The sequence below is a fragment of the Haemophilus parainfluenzae genome (assembly GCF_003252755.1).
Taxonomy (GTDB): Bacteria; Pseudomonadota; Gammaproteobacteria; order Enterobacterales; family Pasteurellaceae; genus Haemophilus_D; species Haemophilus_D parainfluenzae_N.
In genome coordinates this window covers 1-7,708 of the sequence record NZ_QEPT01000014.1, presented here as the reverse complement: position 1 = coordinate 7,708, position 7,708 = coordinate 1, and the positions used below count along the sequence as shown (strand labels likewise).

Below are 7,708 nucleotides of genomic sequence, written 5' to 3'. Positions count from 1 at the left end.
AAAGAGCAAAAAAGAACGACGCACCGGTTTTTCTTAAGATTCACAACAGCGCGTCGTTGTGTGGGGCGTATTATAGGCATTTCAGATGCCTTTGCAAGCTCTTTTTGTAAAAAAATGTAAATTTTTTATTAGTTGAAGATCTTTTAATCAAATAGTCTAAAAAACACTATTTTTATGGTGTTTTATTCTACGAATTCAGGCTTTCCGTAAACGCCTTTACTTTTCCCCAATCGGTATATTCAATTTCTTTAGTCGCATCTGTTTCACCACCTGTAATTTTCATAATCAATTGGATCATGACACGATCAATCCATTTATAGCGTGGATATAGCAACGCACCTGCAAACACGCCGACTTTTGCCGGAGTCCATTTTATATGTTGAAGGAACTTACGCACATAGACATTTCTCTCTGGCGTATCTTTTCCTTCTTTTCTCGCGGTTAAACCTACACCAAAAAAGACCGCACTTTTTGCATTCAATAATTCGTGATGGCGTTCTACAAAACGATATACCTGTTTATTAAAGTGACCATAACGAACGGATGCCCCAATAATCACGCGATCAAAAACTTGAAGATCCTGCTCCTCCATTAACGGTGAAACCACCACTTCTCCTTCAAGATGCTGAGCCATAAATTCAGCAATCTTTTTAGTTTGTCCATCACGGCTTGAATATAAAATTAATGTTTTCATTATGCCTTCCAAAACGCTGGTGTGAAGAGCGCCAATAATGTGAAAATTTCTAAACGACCGCATACCATCGCAATGGTGAGTACCCATTTAGCACTATCGGGCATCGCCGTCATATTACTGCTTACTGAACCTAATCCCGGTCCAAGGTTATTAATACTTGCTAATACCGCATTAAAGGCATCAAAAGGTTCGATACCACATGCAATCACACTTAATAAACAAATAGTGAATACCAATAGATATGCAGAGAAAAAGGCCCAAATACTCCCAATTACGCGTTCATCAAGGACATTTTTACCCCATTTAATTGGATACACTAAATTTGGGTGAACAAATCGTTTCAGTTCTCTTGCACCTTGAAGATATAGCACTAAAATCCGTGCAACACGTAAGCCGCCACCGACTGAGCCTGCACATCCCCCAATAAAAGAGGCAATAATTAATAACATCGGCACAAAAGAAGGCCACTCAGCAAAATTCGATGTGGTATAGCCTGTTGTCGTTGAAATTGATACGGCTTGGAATACGACTTGCTCAAAATCTTGCCATGAGGAATCAAAATATTGATGGCTTATCATCACCAATGTACAAACCACGATAAGCAAGATTTGAATGCTCATAAAGAATCGGAATTCCGGATCTTTTGTATAAATCTTCAAAATATTTTCTCGTCCTAAAGTCGAAAATGCTCTGAAGTGCAATGCAAAGTTACAAGCAGAAATCCACAAGAAAATGACCGTGATAAAATTAATCGCCGAGCTATTAAAATAGCCGATACTGGCATCATGCGTAGAAAAACCGCCAATGGATACCGTCGAGAAACTATGTGTAAGTGCATCAAACGGTGTCATACCTGCTAGCCAATAAGCAAAGGTACAAGACATGGTTAAAAAGAAATAAACAAACCACAATGCCTTTGCCGTTTCTGCTATCCGTGGCTGAATTTTCTGATCTTTCATTGGGCCAGACATTTCAGCTCGGTATAACTGCATTCCGCCAATACCCAATAAAGGAATAATCGCAATCGCAAGTACGATGATCCCCATCCCACCTAACCATTGTAGGAATTGACGGTAAAATAAGATAGCTTTCGGTAAATTATCTAATCCTGTCATGACGGTGGCCCCCGTGGTTGTTAGCCCAGAAAATGCTTCAAACACGGCGGAAGCCACTGTTAAATGAGGTGAATCAAATAATAGCAATGGCAAGGTTGCTAAACCGCCCAGAACGAACCAAAATGCCACCACAATTAAGAAACCATCACGAGACCGCAATTCTTGTTTGTGGTGATGACAAGGCCACCAAAGCAACATGCCCACAGTTAAGCTCAATGCAAAAGCTTGCATAAACGCTTTACCGCCGCCATCGCCATAAATAAGCGCCACAAAGGCTGGAATCAGCATCGTGCCGGAAAAACACATGATCAAAATGCCGATAATCCGAATAATGGATAAAATATGCACAATATCTCGCTTAATTCATTTCTTCTAATTTCAACGTTCCTGCCGAACGCTCAATTAATGCTTGTTCAAAAGGTTTAATTTGATCTTCACTAATGCCTAACTGCAATGTAATCTGCACTTGAAAATCTTGCTGATAAATTTCAATTTGATGTTGCTCACACAAAATTTGGATCCAATTTAATTGTGCATAATCACAATGAACTTGGAATAACTGACGTTCTACTTTTCGTTCAGTTTCTAATAATTTTAAAGCTTGCTGCACACCATTTCCATAAGCTCGAACTAAACCGCCAGTGCCTAATAAAATACCCCCATAATAACGAACAACAACAGCACTGATTTCACCAACTTGGCTACCTTGCAAAGCCGATAGCATCGGTTTCCCTGCGGTTCCAGCTGGTTCACCGTCATCAGAAAAGCCTAATTGTTGAGAATCTGTTGGCTTGCCGGCTACTGCTGCCCAACAATGATGGCGGGCATTAGGGTGCTGCGATTTAATTTCTGCCCAAAAAGCTTTGGCTTGTTCAGGTCCTTCCGTATGTTGCAAATACGTGATAAATCGACTTTTCTTAATTTCTTCTTCAAAAACGACCGCACTTTTGGGGATAAGGTATTCAGCCATGAAATAATTGTTTAAATGAATTTGTTGCGTAGTTTATCATTGATAGCGGATTTATCGAAATTTCCCCATAATTATTGTATGATGTAGCTCAATTTCAATAAAATTAATTAAAAACCATGACTGAAATTACTGTCGATAAAACCCTTGATACCGTTGGTTTACGTTGTCCTGAACCTGTAATGCTCGTGAGAAAAAACATTCGCCATATGAATGAAGGTGAAGTGCTGCTTATTCTAGCGGATGACCCTGCCACGACTCGCGATATTCCCAGTTTCTGCCAATTTATGGAACATACCCTTTTAGCGAGTGAAACCAAAGATACACCTTTTAAATACTGGGTGAAAAAAGGTCAATAAAAATGCGGTCAATACTGACCGCACTTTGTTATTCTGTCGAATTACTCGAAACAGGGTAATACTGTTTCTGAATAAATTCAGGCTTCAATAACGCAGGGGCATTCCACCACTCAATCACAAGCTCCTGTGGCCCTTCTGCGTAAGACGCAATTTCATACACGTTATACACAAAGTGAATCCCATCATGATCTAAATAGAAATTATCGGTCACCTCAAAAGCATCTTTTGATGTAAATGCTTCCTCATCTTTTACTTCGCCATATCGAGTGTAACGTTCCCAAAGCAACTCTTTTAATTTAGCTTGCTGATTTGGTTTAAACACATCATCAAATGAAAGTAGTTTTTTCGTTTCTAAATCAATATTAAGATAATGATAACCGCCAACTCCATGAGCGCCACCACCATAGCTGTAATAGTTTATTAAAAATACAGCAAGCTTACCTCTTTGGTGATTAAAAGCTAAATCTAAGGTTTCATCAACCCCAATTATTGGAGACTCCAACATTTCTTTTTTAGCTTCATCATATGCTTTTTGGTAATCTGCAATAAGCTGCTCTCGGCTTCTTGGTTTACCATCAGCATTTTTTGAAATTTGTTCTAAAAGTAGTGCATCTAACCATTCAATATTCGTTTTTAGTGTAGAAATACTGTAATGAAGTTTACCTTCAGTAGGGACATATTCATCTTCTTTGGCCGATTTAGGATATTTGATGGTTTCCTCTTTATCAAAAATCACATCATCTTGAGCAATAATTGCCGGAATAACCTTCTCAGCCTTCTCTTTTTCAGCTTTTAATTGCGTATTTTCTGCCGTCAGTTGCGCAATTGTCCGTGTTTGTTGCTCAATCGTTGCTTTCGCTTCTTTATCTTCGCAACCTGTTATCGTAAAAAGTGCGGTTAAAATTAAGGCTGAAATCAGTGTCTTTTTCATGTATTACCTATAAATCAAACGTATCTTTATCACGTAGAATATGATCATTACCTTTGCGGCGTAAAAAACCGGTACGGTCAAAATATTCCATTAACTGAACTGTCAGTTTTCGACCAAAATTAAGCTTATCACGTAATTCATTAACTGCTATTTTACCTTCTTCACCCGCCATTTGCTTAATTAAGCGAGCATAAGCATAAATGCTCTCAGTCAGGAAAAAACGATCTTTTACAATTGGGGTGAGGTAGCCTAGCTTGCCTGCTTTATACATAAAGTTACGCATCGCACTTTCATCTAGCGCCAATGCTGTAGCCATATCACGCACCCAAATGGCTTGCCCATGTGCTTTCTCAAATTCTGCTAACACCGCTTGCCATAATGTTTGCTCTTCAGCTGAAAATTGGATTTTGTGTGAAGGCAAATGTAGCCAGCCACGAGTTTGCTGCAACTGGCCTTCATCAAGCATTTCTTCAATAAAATGATAAATCAGGTTTTCTGGTTGGTTTAAAGTCGCAATACGATATAAACGGGCTTTACTCAAACCTAGCTGATCATTATGTTGCTCATGATAGGTAGCAAGTGCGGTCAAAATTTGCTGCGTTTTTTCACGTTGATAATCGCGATTAAAACACCAATTTTGGAAACGGATATCGCCATTCTCGGCTAATGCTTCAGCCAGCTGATTTTCGGTTAGTTGCTCACTCCACATTAAAGCTTGAGCTGAAACCGCCTCTTTTTGTAGGGTTAATCCGATGCGTTGTGTGGCAGTTTGAGCCTGATTAAGTTTAGCCAAGAACGCTAAACGAGCCTCTGTACGCTTATAACGTTTTGGTGAATGAATTTCGAGTACCTTGGCACCACCAACTAAAGCTTTCGCATCACCACTACGTAAAATTAATTTATCCCCGAAAGCTAAAAATAATGGTTGTTCTAAAATGACTTCAGCCAAAGTGCGGTCATTTTTCATTGCATTTTTGCTTTCAAGCAAGGTGAGTTTACCCGTCGTACGGCTTGCCGCATGATAAATATGTACAGGCTGACTGTCTTTCAAATTCACTTCAGGTGTAATTTCAATGGTAATACGATTGGTTGGCTCAAGTGCCTCTGAGGCTAACAACCAATCGCCACGCTGCATTGGAATACGATCTAAATCAACGTTTAAATTGAGAGCTAAGCGTTGACCAGCCAAGCCTTTTTCGCTCGGTGTATTCTGAGCATGAATATTTTTTACGCGAACCTTTTGTCCCGTAGAAAGGAAGAGTTCATCATCAATGGCCACCGTTCCCGCAAATGCTGTCCCTGTTACCACTGTCCCCGCCCCTTTCACGCTAAAAACACGGTCGATGGCGTAACGGAACGGTTTATCCATTTCAGCTAATTCAGGTAAATTGGCTAAATAATCGCGTAACGCATCAATACCTAAGCCTGTTTGTGCCGATGTAATAAAATAATGAGATTCAGCTAAGAATGGATAATCCGTCTGAATTTGTGTTTTTAATGCCTCGATTTGCTCATCTGTTGCTCGGTCAGCCTTGGTAATCACTACCATGATTTCAGTAAATTGAAGCTGACGTAAAATCGCTAAGTGTTCTTTAGTTTGTGCAGCAATCCCTTCATCTGCAGCGACAATGAGCATCGCATAATGCACACCACCAAGCCCCGCCAACATATTGGCGAGAAACTTTTCATGGCCAGGCACATCAATAAACCCTAGCACTTTCTCTTTTAAAGGCAAATAGGCATACCCCAAATCAATGGTCATGCCACGTTTTTTTTCTTCCGGCAAATGAGCGGTATTCGTGCCTGTCAGTGCTTGCAAAAGAGCTGTTTTACCATGATCGACGTGTCCTGATGTTACTATGATCATAATTTTTCCACCGTATCTAATAGTGCCTTAAAGTCGGCCACGCTGCGTAAATCTAACCAAATTTTTCCTTTCTCAACACGACCGATTATTGGTTGTTCTAACGCTTTGAATACTGTTAAAAGTGCGGTTAATTTTGCCTCTTTTTTTTCTGCAATCGTCACCGCAAGAGAAGGAATCGTCGCCATCGGTTGAGAGCCACTCCCAATTTGAGCAAAACTTTCTTCAATTTCAACCTGGTAATCTTTTAAGCGGTTTGCTAAACAGACTTTAAGTTGTTCGGCTTTTTCTTTTAATACATCCATTGATTGGGTGAGCAAATGTAAAGTTGGCAATGTCTCAGTGAGTTTTTCCGGTTGGAGATAAAGGCGTAATGTTGCCTCAAGCCCGGCTAAAATCACTTTGTCGCAACGCAATACGCGCTTTAATGGGTGGGCTTGTAACTGAGCAATCCACTCTTTTTTACCGACTATAATGCCGGCTTGTGTTCCACCCAATAATTTATCGCCTGAGAATGACACCAAGTTTACGCCCTGTGCGACTTTTTCTTGCACCGTTGGCTCATTTGGTAAATCATATTGGCTTAGATCAATCAATGCCCCACTGCCCAGATCTGTAACCACTGGAATATCAAATTCTCGTCCTAGCTCAACCAGATCTTGTTCTGAAACCGAAGCAGTAAATCCACTAATATGATAGTTACTGCAATGTACTTTCATTAAGAAAGCGGTATTTTCGTTGATTGCTTGACGATAATCTTTCAAATGTGTGCGGTTGGTTGTTCCCACTTCAACAAGTTTACAGCCTGCTTGAGTCATAATGTCTGGGATACGAAATGCTCCGCCGATTTCAATTAACTCACCACGAGAAATAATGACTTCTTTATCTTTTGCAAAAGTAGCTAACATCAAGAGCACGGCTGCTGCATTATTGTTAACAATACAAGCAGCTTCCGCACCTGTGAGTTGAGCAAGTAATTCACTAATGTAATTATCTCGATGACTGCGTTTGCTTTCTTCCAAATCATATTCTAGTGCCACGTTACCTTTCATTGCATGAAGTGCTGCCTGCTGTGCACTTTTAGCCCATAAGGCTCGCCCTAAATTTGTGTGTAATACCGTGCCCGTTAAATTATGGACTGATTTAATTTGCACATGATTTTGTTGAGTCAATCGCTCTTGTAAATAATGCAATGTATTCAAATGATCGGCAAAAAAGTGCGGTAAATGTTGATGCTGTTTGATAAACTCGCGCCCATCAGACAATAATTGGCGTAATTCACGCACGACAGCTGAATGACCAAATTCAGTTAAAAGCATTTCACCTTCTGGTGTTTTTAAAAATTTATCTACCGAAGGAAGTTGTTGAAAAAGTGCGGTCATTTTTAATTCCTATTTCAAAATGGCGTTGAATTGCGAACTAATTTACGCTAAAGTAACCGCAATTTCAATAACGGAAGGTCGTCATCTCCGGTGAGGTGGCAGGACTTCAAATCCTGTTGGGGACGCCAGCGTTCCCGGGTGGGTTCAACTCCCATGACCTTCCGCCACTTTTTTTCCTCTAACAACTATTTCTCTCTTCCTAACATTCACTTTTTTTAATTTGAATTTTCATTATAATTTTGCGGAATTTTAGGCAAACAAAAAGGCGCATCTTTCGATACGCCTTCTTAATCTAACTTGTTACAGTTAATACATCAATTATTTGATGATTTTCGCAACAACACCAGCACCTACTGTACGGCCACCTTCACGGATTGCGAAACGTAAACCTTGGTC

General features: G+C 40.0%; 8 protein-coding genes and 1 tRNA gene. 2 read left to right on the top strand and 7 right to left on the bottom strand.

The features are described from left to right. Window positions 1-187: 187 nt before the first annotated feature. From hemG to DPV95_RS10215, 3 genes are read right to left on the bottom strand one after another with little or no spacing between them, the layout of a single operon-like run. On the bottom strand, window positions 188-694 hold the full coding sequence (gene hemG / locus DPV95_RS10225; protein WP_049367542.1) for a menaquinone-dependent protoporphyrinogen IX dehydrogenase: 507 nt from the start codon (window positions 692-694) through the stop codon (window positions 188-190). Beyond that, window positions 694-2,157 (bottom strand): TrkH family potassium uptake protein, encoded by a 1,464-nt coding sequence (locus DPV95_RS10220; RefSeq protein ID WP_049367543.1) that lies wholly within the window; start codon window positions 2,155-2,157, stop codon window positions 694-696. The genes hemG and DPV95_RS10220 overlap by 1 nt, the downstream gene beginning before the upstream one ends. A 10-nt stretch (window positions 2,158-2,167) precedes the next feature. Next, complete coding sequence (locus tag DPV95_RS10215; protein WP_049367544.1) at window positions 2,168-2,779, bottom strand: YigZ family protein; 612 nt, start codon at window positions 2,777-2,779, stop codon at window positions 2,168-2,170. Between the two features lie 116 nt (window positions 2,780-2,895). Here DPV95_RS10215 and tusA point away from each other — a divergent pair, with 116 nt between their 5' ends. Next, window positions 2,896-3,135: a sulfurtransferase TusA gene (gene tusA, locus DPV95_RS10210; protein ID WP_049367545.1), complete on the top strand. Its 240-nt coding sequence runs from the start codon at window positions 2,896-2,898 to the stop codon at window positions 3,133-3,135. A 28-nt stretch (window positions 3,136-3,163) separates the two neighbouring features. On the opposite strand, the gene DPV95_RS10205 is transcribed toward tusA, so the two are convergent. Genes DPV95_RS10205 through selA form a run of 3 tightly spaced genes read right to left on the bottom strand, consistent with a single transcriptional unit; the run spans window position 3,164 to window position 7,312 of the window. Further along, window positions 3,164-4,066, bottom strand: coding sequence for an RsiV family protein (locus DPV95_RS10205; RefSeq protein ID WP_049367546.1), 903 nt, complete (start codon window positions 4,064-4,066; stop codon window positions 3,164-3,166). Window positions 4,067-4,073: 7 nt separating this feature from the next. Next, window positions 4,074-5,933, bottom strand: a complete 1,860-nt coding sequence (gene selB / locus DPV95_RS10200) for a selenocysteine-specific translation elongation factor (protein WP_049367547.1) — start codon at window positions 5,931-5,933, stop codon at window positions 4,074-4,076. Then, window positions 5,930-7,312 carry an L-seryl-tRNA(Sec) selenium transferase gene (gene selA, locus DPV95_RS10195; protein WP_049367548.1) on the bottom strand — a complete coding sequence of 461 codons (1,383 nt, stop codon included), beginning with the start codon at window positions 7,310-7,312 and terminating at the stop codon, window positions 5,930-5,932. Before selA ends, selB begins: the two co-directional genes overlap by 4 nt. 72 nt (window positions 7,313-7,384) lie before the next feature. Between selA and DPV95_RS10190 the strand changes: the two genes are divergently transcribed. Further along, window positions 7,385-7,479: transfer RNA gene (locus tag DPV95_RS10190), tRNA-Sec, on the top strand. A gap of 151 nt (window positions 7,480-7,630) precedes the next feature. Here the strand turns inward: DPV95_RS10190 and DPV95_RS10185 are convergent. Continuing rightward, the coding region (locus DPV95_RS10185; RefSeq protein ID WP_457758357.1) for an EF-Tu C-terminal domain-related protein at window positions 7,631-7,708 on the bottom strand (78 nt) is incomplete at its 5' end.

Excerpts from the sequence above, each read along its gene's own strand:
- DPV95_RS10205 (WP_049367546.1), bottom strand. The coding sequence starts at position 4,066 with ATGAAAAAGACACTGATTTCAGCCTTAATTTTAACCGCACTTTTTACG.
- DPV95_RS10215 (WP_049367544.1), bottom strand. The coding sequence starts at position 2,779 with ATGGCTGAATACCTTATCCCCAAAAGTGCGGTCGTTTTTGAAGAAGAA.
- selB (WP_049367547.1), bottom strand. The coding sequence starts at position 5,933 with ATGATCATAGTAACATCAGGACACGTCGATCATGGTAAAACAGCTCTT.
- selA (WP_049367548.1), bottom strand. The coding sequence starts at position 7,312 with ATGACCGCACTTTTTCAACAACTTCCTTCGGTAGATAAATTTTTAAAA.
- tusA (WP_049367545.1), top strand. The coding sequence starts at position 2,896 with ATGACTGAAATTACTGTCGATAAAACCCTTGATACCGTTGGTTTACGT.
- hemG (WP_049367542.1), bottom strand. The coding sequence starts at position 694 with ATGAAAACATTAATTTTATATTCAAGCCGTGATGGACAAACTAAAAAG.